Here is a 17,583-nt window from a genome sequence, read left to right on the forward strand (position 1 = left end):
ATCCGTCCTTCAGCCCCCGTTGACCGGGGTCAGTTCCGTTATCAGCTTGACCCCGGTCACCAACTGGTCGAGTTGGAAATGGGGTTGTAAGCGAATGATCGAGTAGTAACGGCCCGGCTCTGTGGGCCTTTCGCGCACCACCACCTTGGCTTCACGCAAGGGAAAGCGGGCACGCATGTCGTCTGAGGCCCCTTCCGAGGCCATGGTGTAACTGTGCAGCCAGCGCTGCAGGTACGATTGGCATTCTTCCGGGGTGCTGTAGCCCCCCACCCGGTCGCGGCCCATGACTTTTAAAAAGTGAGCAAAACGGGACACGCAAAGGGTGTAGTGCAACATGGTCGATAACCGGGCGCTTAGCTGCGCCGTGGTGCTGTCATAGTGTTTGGGTCTTTGTACCGATGCGGCCGAGTGCAGCACTAACATATCGGTGTTGGTGAGCGGCAGCAGAGGCAAAAAGCCTTCTTCTGACAACAGTCTTTCCAGGCGGTCAGACACTTGCCAGTCAACCGGGGTGCGGGTTTGGTAAATATTGCCGCAATGGGTCAACCGCTGAATTGAAGGCAGGTTATCAATGGCGCCGAAGGTAACCCGGCCCCGTTGGTAACCGCGAATGTTGGCAAACCAGCCCGACTCGCAAAAGGCGCGGATAATCACGGTGCCTGCGGCAAAAGAGGCAGGGCCCCAAAGAAAGTCCCGCTGCGGGTTGGCGCGCTGTTCAACAAAACGAAAAGCTTCCGGGCCGGTGCCTTCACCACGATAAGGCGGGCGCATCATGACCCGTGGCATGGCCAGCGCCAGAAAACGCGAGTCGTCCATGTCACGAAGGGCTCGCCATTTCGCCAGCTCTGCCGAATCAAAGTAGCTGCCAAGCTCCATCATGCCGGTTAAATCGCTAAAGGAATCAACACCAAAAAAGCTCGGTTCGGCATTAAGCACCACCGGGGCGAATGCTGCGGCGGCCACTCGGCTCAGCTCTTTTAAGGTATCAAGATTGGTTTGCCCGCCAGTGCTGCGATGGCTAACACTGTAGGCACCTATCAGCACGCCAAAAGGCTCGCCCCCTGGCATACCAAATTCGTTGGAATAGATTTTCTGGAATAACCGAGACTGGTCAAACTCAATGGCCCGGCCAAGATCTTTTGACAGCTCCGCCCAGTCAAGGTCGAGGGCGCGAATTTTCACAAGGCCTTCGCTGTCGTCGTGGGCGGCTTGCTCGGTCAGCAACCAAAGGCCACGCCAGTTGGCCTCTAAAGCTTGTAGCTCAGGGTGATGCAATATGGCATTGAGCTGGGCGTTGATAAGCTCGTCCAGCACCACCAGCGTTTTTGCCAGCAGCGCTTTAACGCTGTTATCGGTCCAGCTTTTTTCTGGATTAACGCGGCCAAGCCACATCAACAGCGCCTTGAGCTCGTCTGGCTCAGCCGCCACCCTGGCCATGAAACCCATGGGCAGGATGGGGCTGTTAACAGCAGGCTCCGGCCGCTCAAGATAGTCCTTGGCGACAAATTCCAATGCCATATTCATACGCATCCTTGCGAGGCGGCTAGGCCGCCTCAGGCAGATTAACCGCCGATCTCGGGGATCTTGGCAACCAGTCGCAACGAGGTGGTGAGCTCTTCCATTTGCAACCAGGGACGAAGCCAGGCCACGGCGTTATAAGAACCAGGACGGCCTGGTATCTCTTTTACCTGGACTTTGGCATCGGCCAAGGGGTACTTGGCGCGGATCTCCTGGCCACCGCCCTCGGAGGCGTTAACGTAAGTGAGGATCCAGCGGTTAAGCCACGATTCCACATCCGGCGCTTCCATGAAGGAGCCAATTTTGTCGCGGGCCATCACTTTTAGGTAATGGGCAAAACGCGAGGTGGCCATCATGTAAGGCAACCGCGCCGAAATAGCGGCGTTGGCGGTGGCGTCGGGGTTGTCGTAGATCTTCGGTTTTTGGCAAGTCTGCGCGCCAAAGAACACGGCATAGTCGGTGTTTTTGTAGTGGCACAGTGGCAAAAAGCCCAGTTTCGACAGCTCCGCTTCACGGCGGTCGGTAATGCCAATTTCAGTTGGGCATTTCAGATCCGGGTCGCCGTCATCGCTGGTGAAGATGTGGGTTGGCAAGCCTTCAACTTTACCGCCACCTTCAGCGCCGCGAATAGCGGTGCAAAAACCGTATTTGGCAAAGGCTTCGGTCATGCGGGTACCCAGTACATAAGAGGCATTCATCCAGCAATACTTGTCGTGGTCGGTGGTGCCAGCACGGCCGGTTTGCGGGTCCACGTCAAACTCTTCGTAGCCAAACTCTTCAATCGGCTTGGTTGCTTCACCGTAAGGCAGGCGCGCCAAAACCCGCGGCATGGAAAGCGACACAAAACGCGAGTCTTCAGAATCACGGAACGAGCGCCATTTGGTGTATTCGAGCGACTCAAACACTTTTTCCAAATCGCGGGGTTTGGTTAGCTCGGTCCAGTTATCAAAGCCAAACAGCGACGGTGACGCTGCCGACAGGAAGGGGCAAAAGCCCGCCGCCGCCACGTTAGACATTAAACCCAAGGTTTCCATGTCGTTGGGGTGGTTGGTGAACTCGTAGTCGCCAATAATAGCGCCATAAGGTTCGCCGCCAGGGGTGCCGAATTCTGACTCATAAATCTTTTTAAAGACTTGAGATTGGTCGAACTCCACCGCCTTGGACAAATCCTTGTGCAGCTCTTTTTTCGGCAGGTTCATTACCCGCAGCTTCATCGACGCACTGGTTTCAGTATTCATGACCAAGTGCTGCAGGCCGCGCCAGGAGCCTTCCAATTTTTGGAAGTCTTCGTTGTGCATAATGGCCGCCAGCTGGCTGGAGATAAGGGTATCCAAGGCGCTAATGGCCTGGTTAAAGGTTACCGTCAGGTTTTTATTCCAGGTAACGGTGCCCTTCATCGCCTCATCGGTCAGGGTGCGGATCAGTTCCTCAGCCCGGCTTGACTCGGTTTGCTTGGTGGCACCAATGGCCTGCTCAAGCAAAGACAGTGAGATCTCTTCCTCGGCGGCAACGGCAGCTTGTTGTTCGGCGCTCATTCCTTGTCCTCCCCATCGGCCAGTTCCGTGGCCAGTTTTTGCAGATCTTCAGAGTTGTTCAGTACCCTTTCCAGCAGCACTTCGAGCTCTTCAGAGCGGTCAACCTTGGTCATCAAATCACGCAGCTTGTTGCGGGTTTCCATCAGTTGGCGCAGTGGCTCAACTTGGTTCACTACCGCAGCTGGTTCGAAATCAGCCATGGAGTTAAAGGCCAGTTCGACACTGATTTGCGAGTCTTCATCGCTAAGCTTGTTATCCACCTTCATTTTGATTTTCGGGCTCATTCGGCGCATAACATCGTCGAAATTGTCGCGGTCAATCTGAATGAAACGACGGTCCTTAAGGGGCTTAATCTCGGTGTTGTTATTACCGGAAAAATCGCCCATAACGCCGACCACGAAGGGCAATTCCTTCTTGACCATGGCGCCTTCGGTTTCAACGTCATAAGTAATGTGTACCCGGGGTTTACGGACCCGGTTTAACTTCTGGTGGATGCTGTCCATGTCTTCATCTCCTTTCGCACTTCACGGTTTAGGCCCGTACTATTCTTGGGCTCCGGTTCCTGGCACACCGGTTAGCCGGCAAAAGCCAGCACGGGCACCGTCGTCACTGATCAGTTCCTGCATTAATTCGGGTAGGGTGAGCTTGCTCCAGCGAATGGCCTGCTCTATGGCATAAGACACCGGTGAATGCGGCTCTGTTTGGCGGAAAAAGTCGGCCAGCCGCGCCAATTGCTTAACCGCTTGCTCGCGGCTATGAATAGCGCTTTGCACGGCATCGCCGCTGGTGCCGGTAGGCAAAATTTCACCTTCAGCATTTTCTTCGTAGCCGTCATCGCTCAAGGCTTGCGCCTGCTCGCGGGCTTTTTCAATAATCTCGCCGGCATGAAACCACAGCGCATCGCGGCAGCGCTTCAGGGCTTTGGTCACCTGGCTGGTGGCTTGCGGCTCTTGGCTGGCGTTATCCATGGCATCGGATAACCGCTGAAAGGCTTGCTGGGCGCCTTCGATATGGTCGGCCAGTGCCACCAGTTCACTGGCCGGCATTTCCTTCACGGTTTGATTAATTTGGTCGTAGCTCGCCGCCCCGGCCTTGCGCTTTTGCTCGGCTTTTTCTTTGTCCATACGGTTCACTTCGGCGGCCTGCTCGCATTGCCAGGTAGCAAAAGGACCATAGGTTTGGCCGAAGAAAAGCGGAATAGACAAAATAGGCTGGATCAGGGTGCCTTCGGCATCCAGGCCATTTAGCCCCACCAAGGGCGCCAAACGGGTTGCAATACCGTCTTCATCAGGCAGTGGATACAGCTGTTCCCAGTGCTGCTCAATCAAGTTGGCAGCCAGTAAGAAGCCGTCTTTTAACCCTAAAAAACCGTACTCGCGGCACCAGGCTTCAATAAGCCAGGTAACCAGCTCTAAATCTTTCGACTGGCCAGCAACGATATCGGGGATTTGTTGGCTGAGATCTCGCCACTGACTGGGCGGCTGATATTCGTCATCCAGCACCGCTTGGCGCTCGATGGCCCGGGCCTGATTACGAATGTCTTTAAGGGTGAAATAGGGGGAAACCGGCGATTCATCCGCGCGCAGGTCAATACCGCACGGATTATCATCCGAGATTGATGCCATCAAGGCATTAAAATCAAAGAGAGAAATGGCTATTTCACTCACAAGCTTTCCCTAGCATTTAAATTCCATTTACCTAGCGAGAATAAATCGGGATGGTTACATCATCACCATTTTCGCTAGAAAAATTAGCATAGCAATCCTGCTGTGCCTTCACAAGAACACAGGTTATATTATCCTTTGATTTTTTAACTAAAGCTGAATGCATTATGGCCATTCCTGCTTCTTCAAGCTCCCCTAAAGATAAAAAGGCATTTAGCTCTTGCTGATTGAATTCTTTGCTAATACCGTCACTGCAAATTAAAAATATATCACCTTCCTTTACCTCTCCAGAAAGGTATTCCGGGGTAAGTTCGTCATCAACCCCTACCGCTCTAGTTATCACGTGCGCCAAAGGATGCGACTCTGCCTCGGCCTCATCAAGCAAGCCTTGTTCAACCATTTCAGCCACTTGCGAATGATCGCGTGAAATTTGTTTTAGTTGGCCATCCCTTGCTAAATAACAGCGGCTATCTCCCACCCAAAAAAGATGAAAGTGATTGGCTACTGTCATTAACGCCACCACCGTTGAACCTATGGTTTGGTCGTCTAAAAATCGCGCCCCGTAATCACGAATTTTTTTATTAGAAAGCAATAATGCTTTTTCTAAATCATTTACTGTAAATTTGCCTAAATCTCTTTTTCTTATTTCACTATCAACGGTGTCACAAATTAATTGGCTTGCTACATCACCGGCTTGATAACCCCCCATGCCGTCAGCCACCAACCAAATTCCTTGTTCGGTAACATCTAAATAAGCATCTTCGTTATGATTCCGGGTGCCTCCCCTGTGGGTAAAACCGGATGAAATATAACGCATTAGTGAATTACTCCATTAAGGTTGCTTGTTGCCATCCCTGTTGCTGCCATTGTCCGGCCAGTAACGCGGCAAACTGCCCTACCTGAGGCAGACCCCGGGTCGACAACCAGCAAGGTTCAACAAAAGCCGAACCTTGTGTCCACCAGAGGGTTTTTTCTCCTTGTCTGTTCAGCAGTGCAGCCAGCAATTGGTTTTCTGACACATCGCCGGGCAGTACCACATTGCCTTCTTCGGTTGGCAGCTTTAGCCGCCCCTTACTGGGGGCCGGTGGGGCAATGTCATTCAGGCCGGTTAGCCAGCTTCGCTCGTCCCAGTTGTCATCCAGTACCGCCAGCACTTTGTCTTCCAGCAACCCCGACCATTGCGGGTCTCGCCAGGCATCTAAGGCGCGGCCGGAATACTGGCCAATCACCATAAACGGAAAGTGGCGCCCTACCCGGTCAACCGACGGTATTAGCGTGCCCACCAGTCCGGTTTCATCCAAAGTGTCGGGGCTGGCAGCAAAGTGCCAAATGGGGGCGGTGAGGTAAGCGTCCAGCCATTTATCACCTAGCTGCTCGCGGCTAACCGCCAACCCCGCCTGACACCACTCAAAGAACAAGTCTCTGATACTGGGTGCCAATTCATGGCATATAAAATCGCCCCGGTTCGGCACCTTGCCGAAATATCCCCACATAACGTCGTCCTACAAGGTTCTGGGTAACTGGAAGCTTTCCAGCATTTTGCTGTTAAAAGGCTGCTTGACCGAGTTGGTAACCAACTCCAGCTTGGCCTGATATTCGCCAAGATTGATTTCCACCAGTTCATGACGGTCTTGGGTGGAAAGCCGCGCCGACTCTTGCAGCAGTTTAAAGATGGCCCAAGGTCCTTGATAACTGGCCGCAAGCGGCGAGGATTTACCGGTTGGGGTAAACACCACACGGGTTTCTTGGGCACCGGTGCGCTCTGGCCAGTTAAAGCTGACAAAACGTGGCGGATCGTGGCGGTAAACTAAGTCTTGGCCATCGATTTCCAGCATGAATTGGCTCACCCGTGAATCTAAGAACACCGGTTTCAAACTAAAGCCAAGCTTGGGTTGGTTGGTACCGCGCTGAAAGAAAATTTCGCGAATTTGCTGGGCTTTTTCAAACACCGCCAAGCTGCGCTGACTAATGCCAATATCTTTGGTCAGGGTCCAAGGCGTGCGCTGGGTATCCACGTATGGCTTGAGTTGCTGCTTAAAGAAGGTATCGAGGGTACCGCCATAGCCAAAGAAGCTGGCGAAATCTTGTAGCGCCACATCAGAATCGGACTGCCGACGGAACGGGTACTTACCGGCAATGGCGCTGCGATAATCCCGGTACACACTGGAGCGCCAAATTTCGTTGATAGAACGGCTGGTGGATTGGCGCACCACTTTTTTCGCATCAACAATAAAGTCGCCCATCAAACCATCAAGCTGGTCGGTTTCGGCATCCGACAAGGTGGCATAAAAGTCTTTAAGGGCATCATCGAACTGGCCGCGATCAACAGTGGCAATGGCATGAGGCTGCGACAAGCCGCCCTGCTCTTCAAAATAGCGGGCAGTGACTTTGATGTCGCTTTGCATCTTGGCAACCATTTCCCCTGGCACCGCATTTAGCCGCTTAAAGGCGTCGTCTACCGGTGTGTCTTTGGGGGTATCTTGCGACATGGTTGAGGCCACCAAACCAGAAAGCTGGCGTTTACGTTCAGAAAGCCTGGCGTTAGCCGCATCTTTGGCTTGTTCTGCCGCCGCACCCAATTTGCTTTGCTCTTTCGGCACCGTTAAGTCAGTGTTTTTCTTAACCGCCGCCAGTAATCGGCTAACCGGTGCCTCGGGGCCGGAAAGCTGATTGGCAATACGGGCACCGTCGCGGGCGTTGTCAAAAGGCTTGATGCGCAAGTCTTTGAGGAACTCGTCCCAGGCATAAACGTAGTCGCGGAAATACCGCTCGGTGACGCCTTTTTGGATAGCCGCTTCATCCAAATGGCGAAAATCATTGTCTTTTTGGCCATAAACCCAGGAGTCTTCCACCAAGCGTTTAACGATTTTGTCTTTCTCTGGCAAGAAGACGCCGGTGTAACCATTACGGGTATAAAGTCCCGGGATGCCTTGTTCCAAATTGGTACCAGAGCGACGTTCAAAAACAGCGTCCGCCACCGAACCCAGCACCAGCGGCAAACGAAAATCCGGTAGCCGTGAACTTTGCGCGTCCAGCTTGATGCGATGATAAGCCCGCTCGGCTAGCGGCATAGCTGTGAGTTCTGCGCGCGCGTTGGCTACCAACTGGTTATCCAGCGGCAGCGACTGGCCCAGGGCCAAAAGCCGGGTCAGGTGGTTATTAAGGGATTCGCGGGTTGCCCGGTTCACCTCGCCGGGTAGCTTGCGCTCAAGCATCAGTTCAAACCAGGCATGGACCTGGTCGGCGTCCAAATGCGAACGGTCGTGCAGCATCAGGTAGGTTTTAAGGGTCTCGTAGAGGTATTCGAGGTTATCGAGATGAGCACCAATTTCGCTTTCTAAACTGGACGTCAGGGCCGTGCCCAGGCGCATTTGCAATAAACGCCCGTAAGCCCCTTCAGCTGCCTGGCCCAGCATGTTCCCCTGAAACAGGCCAAGCTGCTGCGGCCCGCCAGACGGCATGGGTTTGCCTTCAACGCCCGGCATCGACGACACCGCCGTGAGCAGATCGTTAAGCTTGACCCAGTCTAGGTCTTTTTGCGCCAAGGTTGGCTTCAGCGTTTTTAGGGTTTTGTCATAACCGGCCACCAGCGAGCTGTTCCACTGATACGACAAATACCAGCTTACCCCCAGTGCCAGGGTGGCCAACGCAGCAGCGGCCAAGGCGCCACGCCGTACCCATACAAAGCGTTTTTCATGGGCCACATCGGTGCTGGCAAGGTTATGTTCGGAAAAAATAATGTCTTCAAACAGCCGGCGCAAAAAGAAGCCATCGCGGGTATGGGCCGTTGCTGGCGAGGCGGCAGTTTTTAGCTTGAATTGGCTATCAACCAATTTAGAGACCTTGTCTTTCGCCTGGCCGCCCTGTTCAGACGACACCCAATAGATGCCGCGCAGCAATGGCACTTCTTCATAGGCAGAAGGAAAGAACACCTCTTTTAGCATGTCCCAAAGCGGTGCCTGCAATAGCGCCAGCTGCTTGGAAAATTGGTAAATGCGCCGCTGGGCATTGGGGTTGCGTTCCTGCTGCAAGCGGTGCAGGGCAAACTGGTCCACCCGGGCCAAGAGCGCATTAAATTCGTTTTCAAACACCTGCGGCAGGCTTTTAGGGTCACGTACCGACTGCAAGGCGAAGGTCATGCCGAAGACTTCTTCACGCTCTTTTTCTGAAAGCTGGGCAAAGATGTCGTTAAAGCCTTCCAGCAAATCAAACTTGGTCAGCAGCAGATAAACAGGGAACACCAGCCCCAAACGGTTTTTTAGCTCTTGCACCCGCTGCTTTAACGCCCGGGCATGAAGCATGCGCTCGGTAGGGGTTTGCTCTAAGAGATCGGCCACGCTAACCGACAGCAACACGCCGTTAATAGGCCGGCGCGGACGGTTTTTCTTTAAAAGCCCCAAAAACGAATTCCAACCGCGGGCATCGCGCTTGTCGGCACTATCTTGGGTGGTATAGCGGCCAGCGGTATCAATGATCACCGCTTTGTTGGTAAACCACCAATCACAGTGACGAGTGCCGCCAACCCCTTTAACCGAATCAATCCCCATTTGTTCTTTAAGGGGAAACTCCAAGCCTGATGACAAAAGCGCTGTCGACTTACCGCAACCTGGGGCGCCAATGATCATGTACCAGGGCAGTTCGTAGACCGAGCGAAACCGCCCCGGCTTCCACTTTTTCACAAGCGCCAGCGCCTCACGCATTCTTTCGCGCAAGGTTTCCACTTCTTCTTTTAACAGCTCATCGTCGGTGTTAGCGCTGGTCAGCATTTCGCTGACCACCTGCTCGTTGGCCTTTTTCTCACGCTTGATGCGCAGCAGGTATAAGCCACCCCAAATCAGCACAATTAGCAGCAGAAAAATAACCCGCGCCGCCACCGACGCCAGCGGTTCCCAGCCGGCAATGGCAAGCAAGGGACCGCCAAACCAGATAATAAGCGCCAGTGCCAGCGCCCCCAGCACAATAATGGTGTAGCGAGATTTTAATACCGCGCCTAAGCGTGCCATCCATGTCATCACTTTCATTTGCCCGCCTCAGCAATCAAATCAATTTCTACCCGGCGATTAAGCGCGCGGTGAGCGGCGCTATCGTTGGCCACCAAGGGTTCGGCAGCGCCGCGCCCTTCCGGCCAAAGCCGGCCATCGAGTTTGCCGCCATGGGCCAGCACATCGGCCACGGCGTTCGCTCTGGCCAAAGACAAGTGCCAGTTAGACGGGTATTTGCTGGTAAAAATGGGCTGGTCGTCGGTGTGGCCAGTAATGAGAATTTTGCCGTGGGTTGATTCCAGAGCCCTGGCGATTTTATCAAGCACTGGCGTCATGGCCTGGCGCACTGTGGCAGAGCCGGAATCGAACAAGGCCTCGTTACCGATACGCATACGAATGCGATCAGGCAGATACACCATGGACAGCATGCCCTTGGCAATTTCGGTTTGCAGAATTTGCCGCAGGTATTTGGCGTCAGGCGAATCTTTAAGATCGCCCTGGCCGGTGGCTGCTACCGGTTTTGAATCAATGGCCACCCGCGCCATATCAAGAAATACGGGCTGGGCTTTATGGTTAATTTGGTAGGCAAAAAACATATAAAGCAGCAACAGCAACACGCCGCAAAAGGCAAAAGCGACCCACAGCGGGAAACGCTGGGCTAACTCATTCCCTGGTACTAGCTTTTGTTCCCAGCCACCTTCAAAGGGGGTAGCAAAGCGGCCCTTTTCACCACAAATTTGCTGATAAATACGGTCTTTTAAGCCATCTAGGGCTTCCTGCCCTAGATTCTCAACCCGGTATTTACCTTTAAAACCCAAGCTCAAACACAGGAACTGTAAGGTCAGCAGCGGTATGTCACCGGTGCGCTGCGCTTTTTCCACCAGTTCAAAAAAGTGAATACCGGCCAGGGTTTCTGAATGAAATTCCGACAACAAGGAGCTGGCCGCCCACTGGCCACTGCCACCCCAGGGACTGTTAAGCACGATTTCGTCTAACAACGCACACAAGCAGTAAGACGCCATATTGATGGTGTCGGCAGGCTGTTGCTGGCTTTGCAGGCTCCGCTGGTATTCGCGGATAAGGTCCATGCACTGGCGCTTTAGGGTGCTGATGTCGTCAACGCTGCTGGCCTGAGCCAGGCGGTTGGCCAGCGACAAAATCTTCGATGCGTCGTCAACCAGCGGCTCTAAGTGGGTTGTCGGCAACCGAAAACGGCCACGTTGAAAGTCGTCACTGACCGAGGCCAGGGCGGTTTTATCATCATGTTGGTTGTCAGGCGCTGGCGCAGGTCGCGACACTGCCTGGCGCGCGCCTGGGCGCGGCTTGATAATAGTGCTGTCGTTCATACTCACATCCCTGTGGGTGCTGATTTACTGCCTGATAGCCCAAAGTTCCAAGGCTAAGCCGGGGTAATTGCCCGACATATGCAAAGCCAGGCCACCACTTTGTTTAAGCTGCTGCCAGCGCTCCGACTGGCTGTCTAACAAGAAGTAGTGATAACCGGCGTGATAAGGGATCTGCCGTGGCGCCACCGGCAAGGCACTGACACCAATGCCCGGCAAGTGGTTGTTCACCAGATCCCGTATGTGTTCCACCGGCCCCAGCTTGATTTGCGTGGGCAGGCGGCGGCGAATGTCTTCGGTGCTAAGATCAGCCTTAACGGCCAACACCAGTTGCGCACTGCTGAGCATTGACTTGTCGGTAAGCGGCGCCACCTTGATACCGAACTGCGCCTCTTCGAGTTTCAGCGCCACGGCAGTTTGTTCCAGCACCGTTGACAGCGACTGGCTTAGCACCGCCATCAAATCGCCGAAGGTTTCGGTTAAACGGTCATGCTGGTAGGCCGGAAGTGGCGGTGGCCGCTTTTCGGCACGGGTAAAGGTGGCCATTTCACCGGCTAATGTCACCAGTAACCCGTAAAGCCGTTCCGGGTGCACTTTCGGGCTGTCTTTGAGGTGCTCAAGGTTAGGCTGCCAGCGGTTAAGGGCCTGCAGCATTAATACGTCCAGCAAGGTGGTGGACTGCTCGGCCCCTTTTTGCATGCGCATAGCCAAGGCTTGGGCACGTTGCTTAACCATGGCCAGCACTTCTCGCAGCAACGACGCCAGCGGCGTAACAGCGTTAATGTCCAGACAAGGGGCCATATAACTGCGGTCGAGTTTGACCTCTTTTTCGTTAAGCACTTCCACAATGCGCGCCAGCGGCAAGGTGGCAAAACCGGCCATGTCTTCTCGTTCCAGCTTTAGGCTGGGGTTGAGGTAGGCAAGGCTTAAGTCTTCTTCGTCGCCGTCATCTAAGGATTCGTCTAATACCTTGGTATCACGCATCACAAAACGGCCAATGTGATGAGAGCCTGCCGCCACAATGTTAGCGCCGGCGAGTTTTTCCAGCGGAATGGCCAGATAAACCAATTCATCACGGCTGTCGGCGGGCACTTCCAGTACCAATTCGTCCTGTTGATCAAACTCAAAAGGTAAGCCGTCGGGGAACAGGCCTTCGGCCTTAATAACACTAAGTTGGCCTAACGGCAGCACTTGCTCGTCAAGTACCAGCTGATTAACCCCATAGCCAAAGGGATGAATGCGGCTATGGCGAAGCCTTGCGGCATGATAATGAAATCGGTCCTGTTGCTGGAAATGCTGCGGGCGTAGCAGCATGCCTTCAGACCAGGCGACTTTAGCCAAACGTTCCATGTTGCCTCTCGTTATCCTTTGGCACTTACTGCCAGGGCATCCAGTTTCAAAGAAAAATCGTCATAACCGGTAGGGTCGGCGTTCAGTACCAACCGCCATTGGGCGTTTTCAATGTCGCGATACGCCACCACCACGCCGATATAGCGGGTGTGCTTATTCAAGCGCAGCTTTATGTCGCGCTTTTCTCCGGGTTGCAGCTCGTAGTCTTCCACCTTGACCAATTCCTTGCCCAAGGTGGCTGACGCATCGCCATAGAGGTTGAAAAAGTCGCTGGCATCAAAGGCACTGCGACCATTGAGCTGATAAAGCTTCACCACCACCGGTGAAGGGCGGCCGGTGTAATCGGGGTTTAAACCGGCAACCGCTTTGATATTCAAATCGGTACTGGGTTCATATACGGCATTGGCTACAACACAACCTGCCAGTAACACCAGCACTGCCGACATCAGCGTGGAACGCAGCCACTTGGCAACCATCAATGTCACTCCTGTTTTAGATTCCGAATCGCGTTTTCATAAGCATCCACGAACAGGTCAGAGCGCATCATGCGGTCGCTGTCGCCGTATTCGTGTTTAAGGTGCTGTTGCTGGCGCTGCCAGCGCTCAAAAGCCCGGGCCTTGCCCAGCACCGGCATTTTGTCCAAGGCGCTGTCTTCCACGGCGGCATCTGTATCCAATAGCGAGGTCACTACCTGCTCGACCGCTGCCATCAGCGCTTGTTCGTGATGGCGAATGTCAGCAAAGGCTTCTTCCACCGCGTCTTGTGGCCCCAAAAAGGAGTTGTGGCGGCGCAGCACTAACGACTCCAGCGCGTCTTGGGCACTGGCCGAAAATTTCAGAGGGTTGTTTTCCTGGCGGCGAAAGGTAGTTTGCTGCACCCGCAGTTTTTGTTTTTGCTCAGCGCGCATGTGCAGCAGATCCAACAGCCTTTCCAGGGTGATGCGCGTTAAGTTGCCAAGCTCGCGCATCAGGGCGGCATCCGGGGTTTTATCGGCAAAATGCTTTTGCATCCCCAAGCCTTCAAAAAGTGCCTCAATAAGCTCGGGTTTTGCCGTAGGCACCGGCGCTTCGGTAGCGTCTTCCTCACTGGGTGCCTTGCCCCAATTCCATTCGGTGGGAATACCAGAGGCAGCGCCTGCTTTGGGTAGCTCTACATGGCTGTCGGTAGCCGATGGCTCTGCCAGTGAGGAAGCTAACGACGAGAACCCCAAACTGGGCTCGGGCGATGGGGCAGATGCTTCTTCAAAAAGCGGTTCAGACTTAAATTCAGCTTCTTCTGAAACAGCCTCAGCTGAATTTATTGAATTATTTTTTTCTTCAATAACTTGGCTAACCATTTTAACGGCAATCTCGTAATCGCCAATTCTAAGCACATCACCGTCGCTTAATTTAGATTGATTCTCTTTGCCTAAAGGTTGGCTGGAATTATTAATAAAGACACCGTTGGTAGAAATATCTTTCAACCAGTAAGCATCTTCTTTTTTTAATATTTCCGCATGCTTAGATGAGATAACCCGGTCGGGATCGGGAAGCTGCCAATCGCATTGCTCAGACCTTCCAAGCAATTGATTTTGCTTTGAAAACCGTACAACAGACTGAATAGAGGGAGACAGCCTGTGGTAGCTTGTGATTTCAAGCTCCAATTCCATGGCACTTTACCTTTCCTTGATTATGTTCTTGCCTAATTGCCTTCCTTCCCGAAAGACATGGGCTAAAGATTACGAATCAACCTTATGGGTGTCAACGAAATCTATTTTATGTTTAGCTTAACTTTATAGAAAATAAATTTACCGTTATAGTACAGTTCAGGTTAAAAGTTCAGGATGTGAACTTACACCTTAAAACCCCACCATTTAATGGATGAAACAAAGGACGTTTCAGCATGGAAGCCAGCGCCCAGACGCACACAACGGTGTCAGGTCATATTGAGCCCGTTGCCAACGACAACGCACACAACTGGACCGACAGAACGCTAAAGCAACGTTACCGCATTGAATCGCTGCTGGGTTCTGGCGGCATGAGTGACGTTTATAAAGCCACTGACTTGCACCTTGAAGAAGCCGGTGCACGCGACGCCCAGGTGGCAGTAAAAATACTGCGCGCCGAGCTCACCCAAGACAGCTCTGCACTGAGTTTGCTGGCCCGCGAGGCGGCCAAATCCAAGCGGCTGTCACACCCCAATATTATCCGCGTTTATGACCTGGACCACGACGGCGACACCTGGTTTATGGTGATGGAGCTGCTGGAAGGTGAACCTCTTTCCAAGGTCATTCAGCGGGCCAGGCCGCAAGGCTTAAAATGGCCAGGCGCCGCCAAGGTGTTAGAGCAAATTTTCTCGGCCATGGCGTATTCCCATGCCCGCGGCATTGTTCACGCTGACCTTAAGCCGTCGAATATTTTCGTGACCAGCCAGGGCAGCATAAAAATTCTCGATTACGGCGTGGCCCAGGCGTTAAAACCGAATTTGCACGAAGACTTTTTAAGCGACCAGCAAAGCGACGAAACCACCGTTTACGGCTACACGCCAGCCTATGCGTCAACCTCACTTATTGCCGGTAAGGAACCGTCGGTATGTGATGACCTGTACGCCCTTGCCTGCGTGTCATTTGAGCTGCTGTCTTCTCGCCACCCGTTTGACCGTAAAAAGCTCACCGAAGAAGAACGCCGCCAATTTAAGCTGATAAAGCCGGCCCATATGCCGCTTCGGCTTTGGCAGCCGGTGCGTAAATTATTAAAAGAAGAAAAACCGCAGCCTACCTTGCACCGCTTGCAGCAGGCCATAAAACCCATTCCGGTGATGGCCATTATTTACCCGGCAGCGTTAGCGGCGTCATTGCTGATGGCTCTTGGCATCTGGCACAGCGATAAAACCGCAATCAACGCCTTGCAAGCACAGTTAGATGGCGTAAATAGCCATCAGTTGAATCTGGCGTCCATTAACGCCATGCCGGTGGATGACCTGTTAGCCAAACTCCCAAGCCTTTCGCCCCAGGAGCAAGCCGGGGTGCTACGGGTAAACCGTAACCGCATCGTTGACCATTTTGAGCAGAAGATTGACGCGGCGCTCAAACAAGAAGACCGCCCAGACTTACCCAACTTTCCTGCCGCCGCCGTGGTGCTGAAATCCCTTTTGGATCTTTACCCCAACGACGATGACGTACGCAATTTGGACCTGCGCTTAGAGCAGCGCCGCCAGTCGCTTATCAGCGCGCTCAGTGACGAATACAAAGCGCGGCTAGACCAGGCCAATTATCAAGACGCACCAGCTATTGATGCGTTAGCTAACCTCAAAGCCGACCTGCACTTTTTAACACCCAAAGAGGTGGTGCCATCAGCCCAGGCACAACAAAAATTGGCAGATAACCTCAACGGCGCCATGGCCGCCGAAGACGCCCCGGCCATTAGCCGCTTGATGGACGTTGCCAACCGCTTCTTCCCCGCCTCTGACACCTTAAAAGCGCCACTAGCCAAAGCCGATAAGCTCAAAGCTGCCATCGCCAAATTGGCCGATTACCAGCAGCAAATCGATAATGGCCAGCACCCGGATTACCCGGTCGCAGCGGCAGAAGCCTTTTATCAAAGCAAGTTGGACGGCTGGCAGCAGCAAATAGCCGATGCCAAAGACGCCAAGGCATTAGACGCGGTTTATAACGACTTGGCCGCCTTCGAAAAAGCCCTGCCGGCGCCGCTACCGAGCCTTAAAGTGGTGCGTAAAAATCTGGCTAATGCTTACCTTGCCAAAGCCAACGAGCTGCTAAGCCATCGCCATGTGGTGGCCGCCCAGCCGTTGATGCAAAAAGCCAATACCCTCATGTCTGCAGGCTAAAAAAGGCGGCCAAATGGCCGCCTTTTTTAATGGCTGTGACTGTGATGATGGGCACTACCCGGCTTTATTTTCCGGTAAAAGCTTCCCAGCATCAGCACCGCCAGCAGCAAACCGCATAAGGCTCTTAACCACAGCGGCAGCAACTCATGGTTGGCCGCCGTACTGACAACCCCTTGCGGCCAAAGCGCAGCTAAGTAGTTGGTTAAAAAGCCAAAGGCAATCGCTGGCACGATAACACCGGCCAAGTAAGCCACTAAGGCGCGAGTGCCCAGCTCTTGGCGTACCAGCCCTAAGGCAGCGGCGTTAGTAGCAGGCCCTGCCAGCAAAAATACCAACACTGCCCCCGGTGACACACCGCTCAGCAATAAACCTGCGGCAATGGGGGTGCTAGCGGTAGCGCAGATATACATGGGGATACCAATCAATACCATCACTGCCATGGCCGTTAAGCCGCCGCCCCAGCGGGTAAGAAAGTCGGTAGGAACAAAGGTGACAACCAAGGCGGCAAACACCAGGCCAATGAGCAGCCACTTGACGGAGTCGTCGACCAAATCTTTGGTGACAAAATCCCAGCCCTGGCGCCATTTACTTTGAGTGCTATCACTTGGGCTGCAGCAACTATCGGTGCTGCAACAACTGGATGCGGCCTCGGCTTTCGGCGCGCAGCAGCTAGCGGCGGCCGCCGCTTTAGGGGTTTGGCCACAACAGCTGACGGAAGGCTCGGCTTTGGGCGTCCCCGTGCAGCAGCTTGCTGTAGCCTCAGCCTTAGGAACGCTACTCGCGCAGCAACTGGTGCGGGCGGGTTCGGCAGCAACCGGCGTAAACCGCATTTTGCTGCCACTACGGCCGGCCAGTAAGCCGGCAATTAGCGCCGAGCTAACCGCAGCAACGGGCCGCACTATGGCCAATAACGGGCCCAGCAAGCCATAAGAAACCGCCACTGAATCCACACCGGTTTCCGGCGTCGATACCATAAAAGACACCGTAGCCCCTTTTGAAGCGCCAGCCCGGCGCAGCCCCATGGCGGCAGGCAGCACACCGCAGGAACACAGCGGCAAAGGCGCACCAAACAGCGCCGCTTTGGTCACCGGCTTGATGCCTTCACCGCCCAAATGCTTGCCTAGCCAGTCGGCTGGCAGCCACACCTTTATCAGCGCTGCTGTTATATAACCCAGCAGCAACCAGGGCGCCGCTTCTATAAAAAGATCAACAAAGTGGCTTAACAATGTCATGGATTCTCCGTCCGATTGAGGACCTGCCCTAAGCATAACCTTGGACTGCACTTTAGGGTCAAGCGGCAAGGAATTTGTACCTTGTTTGGCCAACGCGAAACGTTTTCGTGTAGAATACGGCCCGCTTTTTCCTA

General features: G+C 53.7%; 13 protein-coding genes. 1 reads left to right on the forward strand and 12 read right to left on the reverse strand.

All coding sequences use genetic code 11. The features are described from left to right. Nucleotides 1-9 precede the first annotated feature (9 nt). The 11 genes from tssC (DW350_RS15750) to tagH are packed head-to-tail and all read right to left on the reverse strand — an operon-like array spanning nucleotide 10 to nucleotide 14,040. On the reverse strand, nucleotides 10-1,524 hold the full coding sequence (tssC, locus tag DW350_RS15750; RefSeq protein ID WP_115719852.1) for a type VI secretion system contractile sheath large subunit: 1,515 nt from the start codon (nucleotides 1,522-1,524) through the stop codon (nucleotides 10-12). Between the two features lie 38 nt (nucleotides 1,525-1,562). After that, entirely contained in the window at nucleotides 1,563-3,053 is a 1,491-nt protein-coding gene (gene tssC, locus DW350_RS15755) for a type VI secretion system contractile sheath large subunit (protein ID WP_115719853.1), read from the reverse strand. Beyond that, the gene (gene tssB, locus DW350_RS15760; protein WP_115719854.1) at nucleotides 3,050-3,556 is read right to left on the reverse strand and encodes a type VI secretion system contractile sheath small subunit; all 507 of its coding nucleotides are present in this window, start codon (nucleotides 3,554-3,556) and stop codon (nucleotides 3,050-3,052) included. Before tssB ends, tssC (DW350_RS15755) begins: the two co-directional genes overlap by 4 nt. A gap of 39 nt (nucleotides 3,557-3,595) precedes the next feature. Beyond that, a complete protein-coding gene (gene tssA / locus DW350_RS15765) occupies nucleotides 3,596-4,720 on the reverse strand; it encodes a type VI secretion system protein TssA (protein WP_226911337.1) in 1,125 nt (374 codons plus the stop codon). 31 nt (nucleotides 4,721-4,751) lie between these two features. Beyond that, complete coding sequence (locus DW350_RS15770; protein WP_115719855.1) at nucleotides 4,752-5,534, reverse strand: PP2C family protein-serine/threonine phosphatase; 783 nt, start codon at nucleotides 5,532-5,534, stop codon at nucleotides 4,752-4,754. 7 nt (nucleotides 5,535-5,541) lie between these two features. Then, nucleotides 5,542-6,210: a type VI secretion system-associated protein TagF gene (gene tagF / locus DW350_RS15775; RefSeq protein WP_115719856.1), complete on the reverse strand. Its 669-nt coding sequence runs from the start codon at nucleotides 6,208-6,210 to the stop codon at nucleotides 5,542-5,544. A 9-nt stretch (nucleotides 6,211-6,219) separates the two neighbouring features. Continuing rightward, nucleotides 6,220-9,738, reverse strand: coding sequence for a type VI secretion system membrane subunit TssM (tssM, locus tag DW350_RS15780; RefSeq protein WP_115719857.1), 3,519 nt, complete (start codon nucleotides 9,736-9,738; stop codon nucleotides 6,220-6,222). Beyond that, nucleotides 9,735-11,045 carry a type VI secretion system protein TssL, long form gene (gene tssL, locus DW350_RS15785; protein ID WP_115719858.1) on the reverse strand — a complete coding sequence of 437 codons (1,311 nt, stop codon included), beginning with the start codon at nucleotides 11,043-11,045 and terminating at the stop codon, nucleotides 9,735-9,737. Before tssL ends, tssM begins: the two co-directional genes overlap by 4 nt. A gap of 24 nt (nucleotides 11,046-11,069) precedes the next feature. Beyond that, nucleotides 11,070-12,392, reverse strand: coding sequence for a type VI secretion system baseplate subunit TssK (gene tssK, locus DW350_RS15790; RefSeq protein WP_115719859.1), 1,323 nt, complete (start codon nucleotides 12,390-12,392; stop codon nucleotides 11,070-11,072). A gap of 11 nt (nucleotides 12,393-12,403) precedes the next feature. Continuing rightward, on the reverse strand, nucleotides 12,404-12,868 hold the full coding sequence (tssJ, locus tag DW350_RS15795; RefSeq protein ID WP_115719860.1) for a type VI secretion system lipoprotein TssJ: 465 nt from the start codon (nucleotides 12,866-12,868) through the stop codon (nucleotides 12,404-12,406). A gap of 5 nt (nucleotides 12,869-12,873) precedes the next feature. Further along, nucleotides 12,874-14,040, reverse strand: coding sequence for a type VI secretion system-associated FHA domain protein TagH (gene tagH / locus DW350_RS15800; RefSeq protein ID WP_115719861.1), 1,167 nt, complete (start codon nucleotides 14,038-14,040; stop codon nucleotides 12,874-12,876). 233 nt (nucleotides 14,041-14,273) lie between these two features. Between tagH and DW350_RS15805 the strand changes: the two genes are divergently transcribed. Beyond that, nucleotides 14,274-16,217 (forward strand): serine/threonine-protein kinase, encoded by a 1,944-nt coding sequence (locus DW350_RS15805; protein ID WP_115719862.1) that lies wholly within the window; start codon nucleotides 14,274-14,276, stop codon nucleotides 16,215-16,217. A 26-nt stretch (nucleotides 16,218-16,243) separates the two neighbouring features. Here DW350_RS15805 and DW350_RS15810 read toward each other — a convergent pair whose 3' ends face one another. Next, complete coding sequence (locus DW350_RS15810) at nucleotides 16,244-17,449, reverse strand: SO_0444 family Cu/Zn efflux transporter (protein WP_115719863.1); 1,206 nt, start codon at nucleotides 17,447-17,449, stop codon at nucleotides 16,244-16,246. Nucleotides 17,450-17,583: the final 134 nt, after the last annotated feature.

Source organism: Gallaecimonas mangrovi (assembly GCF_003367375.1).
Lineage (GTDB): Bacteria > Pseudomonadota > Gammaproteobacteria > Enterobacterales > Gallaecimonadaceae > Gallaecimonas > Gallaecimonas mangrovi.